Below are 3,247 nucleotides of genomic sequence, written 5' to 3'. Positions count from 1 at the left end.
CCAAACTTCAACATAAACTGCAAGCATCTGCTCGCGTCCACCGCCGGTTGCGGCAAACGGGTTGCCGCTATCTAACGAAGCCGCACCGAATACGAAGCGCAGAAGCGCGCCTAGATATAAGATAACAAAGATATCCGAATATGCTCCGAAAATTTTATCGGTGGTCGGATCGCTGTAAGTGATAGGAATAGCCGCCAAGATCGCCGCCGAAGTAGCGAATAGGAAAAACGGCGCCCACCTAAATACCCAGTGGCTGCACGCAGGAACTGTTCTGCCGCGCTTGAAAAGCTTAATAATATCGCGGTAGGTCTGGAAAAAATCGCTTCCTTGCTTTGATTGAAGTTTGGCGCGAAGTTTTCTCGCCATTCCGTCAAATAGCGGGGCGATTAGGACGATAACTGCGACTTGAAATATCATCAAAAATATAGTTTGTATAGTTTGCATCATCTCCCCCTAAATCAAGAAATAGCCGACGCCCAGTATCGCGCAAAGATAGATCATAATATAAAGCGTATAGACGTTTGTATAGCCGCTTTGAATGATTCCTATCTTATCGGCGACTTTTTTACTCCACTCGATTACTGGCTCATAAATCATCGACCACCAGATATCTTGCGGATGGTTGTGGTATTCGATCGGTCCGAAGTAGCCGTTTTGCTCGATTCTGCGTTTATGGCCTTTAAATAGCCAATCCATAATCTTTCTTAGATCGCCGGTGAAAGGACCGCCAGTCATCTGCATACGAGAGCTGTATTTAAAACCGCAAGCCCAAGGATCGGTCTCTCTAGGTTTGCTGCGATTAGCCTTCATAACCGCTAGGATTATAAACGGAAGCAGCATCGTAGAACACAAGATGATCGCGATGAGCGGAGTTGAGACGATACTTCCCAAAGGTGAAGTGATTGTCGCAATATCTATGCTAGCGATATATTCGCTATTATTAGTGATAGAATTTACCGCTTGCATGATGTAATCTACTATCACGTGTGCGCCTACGCCAAATCCCACGCAGCCTATCATCAAAATGATCATTCCTAAAACCATTCCGAGTGGGCTTTCTTTTGCGTTTTCCCAAATTTTTTCATCTCTTGGGGTGCCTGCAAAGATGACCGCGTAGAGTTTTAAGTGCATACCGACCAAAACGCCCGTAAGCGCAAGTGCGACGACTGCCAAAGAAAAAGCGTATCTAATGAAAATTCCGCTCTCTTTAGCGCCTTGAAGCATTCCTTGATAGGTAAACCACTCTGAAACGAAGCCGTTTACCGGAGGAAGCGCTGCGATACCCATGATACCGATAAACATACCGACTGCAGTTAGAGGCATTTTTTTAGCTAGACCGCCTAAAATGTCCATATTCTGCGTATGAGTAGCGTGGATTACCGAGCCTGCGCATAGGAATAAAAGACCTTTGAATATCGCGTGGTTTACTACGTGATAACAGCCGGCTAAAAATCCGATCGCGCCTAGAGTCACGTTGCCTGCTGCGACGCCGTAAATTCCGGTGCCTAAGCCTAGCAAGATAATGCCGATATTTTCAACCGAGTGGTACGCAAGAAGCGCTTTGAAGTCGTGCTGACACAAAGCGTATAAAACGCCGAAAAGCGAGCTAGCCGCTCCAAGGATTAAAATTGCAAGTCCGAAATAGATGCTTAGCGGTAAAAATAGTGTAAATTTAACGAGCGTAAAGAGCGCTACTTTAATCATAACGCCGCTCATCAGCGCAGATACGTTTGACGGAGCTGCAGGGTGAGCTTGCGGTAGCCAGACGTGGAAAGGCCACATTCCAGCTTTTGAGCCGAAGCCGACCAGAAATAGCACGAAAGCGGCTACGGAAGCGCCCATCGGCATACTTACTTTTCCCCATTCTGCAAATTCAAAGCTTCCTGCATAATGTGCGATGATAAGTAGTCCGCATGTGATACAAAACGCACCGATCTGCGCGATACCCAGATATACCATGACCGCTTTGAGCGTGCCTTTGCCGTCGTTTACCAGTATGAGGAAGGATGAGATCAGAGTCATAAGCTCCCACAAAACGACGAAGCAAAATACGTTATCGGCGCTGATGACTAAGAGCATCGAGAGGATAAACGTACTAAACAAAGACGCAAAGACGCCTACATTCGCTTTTCCGATATATTCTTCGGCGTAACTCATACCGTAAACGCTGCTTGCAAAGCCGATGAAAACGACTACGAAGCTAAAGAAATTTCCAAGCGGGCTGAGTGCAAATTTAGGAGCGAGAATGAACTGCCCGCCTAAAAGGAAGCTTTCGCTTACGCCCATATTTGCGACGAAATGGCACATAGCATAAAAACAGCTGATCGCGCCCAATCCGAATCCGACCTTAACGGCAAGCTTCGGTGCGCAGTATAAAAGGATACTAACGACCGCGCTTACAATAAATAGCGTATAAACCGTTATCATCTCACGCCTCCTTATCAGAAGAAACGCGGACGGCGGTTATTTCGCCCGCCAAGACATCTTTTGCGAACGCATTGGCCGCATTATAGTCTATCGCAAAGCCTAGTTTATGTTTGCCCTCTTTCGGATCTATCATAATGATAGCACTAGTTGGGCAGACCTCGACGCATGCAGGACCGTTCTCGCGCCCGTTGCATAGATCGCATTTTATAGCGGTGCTTTTTGCGCCCGATTGGCTTTCGATCTCAAGAAAATACTTCGGCTCGACCGCGTAGTTTACGGACGGCATAAGCTCTGCATTTGAGGTAATCGCGCCGTAAGGACAGGCCAGCGTGCACATCTTGCATCCGATGCAAATTTCCTCATGCAACTCTATGTAGTTGTTAGAGAAGCGAAGTGCGCCGGTAGGGCATACGTTTGCGCATGGTCCGTCATCGCACTGTCTGCACTGCGTAGGCATAACGCCGTAAGCTTGTCTAAGCACGGTGAGTCGCGATTTGGCAAGCTTGCCGCGTTCATAGGCGCTTGAGTAACAGGCCGCCATGCACGTAGTGCAACCGATACATCTTTTGTAATCGCAGATTACAAATTTATGTTGTTTCATACCTTTCTCCTTGACTTAAGGAATTTTAAAAATTTTTTACTAAAAATTTTGAAGTAATTATATTTAAGTCGTTAAAAAAATTCCGTCATTTATCTGACAGAATTTAAAATTTATTTGATAAATTTGCGTTTTTCGCTTAAATTTAAAAACTAAATTCCTTTTTTAAATCGACAGATTATATATAGTCGTTCGAATTCCTTATAAAGCCATTATAATATA

The 3,247-nt window shown here is 45.5% G+C and carries 3 protein-coding genes; all 3 read right to left on the bottom strand.

Translation table 11 applies throughout. The annotated features are described in order from the left end of the window. Positions 1 to 444 (bottom strand): NADH-quinone oxidoreductase subunit H (locus tag Q0438_RS10910; RefSeq protein WP_299190829.1); only part of this gene is annotated, 444 nt, incomplete at its 3' end. Between the two features lie 9 nt (positions 445 to 453). Next, positions 454 to 2,427, bottom strand: coding sequence for a proton-conducting transporter membrane subunit (locus Q0438_RS10905; protein ID WP_299190827.1), 1,974 nt, complete (start codon positions 2,425 to 2,427; stop codon positions 454 to 456). 1 nt (position 2,428) lies between these two features. Then, entirely contained in the window at positions 2,429 to 3,028 is a 600-nt protein-coding gene (locus Q0438_RS10900; RefSeq protein WP_299190825.1) for a 4Fe-4S dicluster domain-containing protein, read from the bottom strand. Positions 3,029 to 3,247: the final 219 nt, after the last annotated feature.

It is taken from the genome of uncultured Campylobacter sp. (assembly GCF_938030785.1).
Lineage (GTDB): Bacteria > Campylobacterota > Campylobacteria > Campylobacterales > Campylobacteraceae > Campylobacter_B.
Note: the sequence above shows the minus strand (reverse complement) of the source record. Positions and strands in the feature narration are given on the sequence as shown.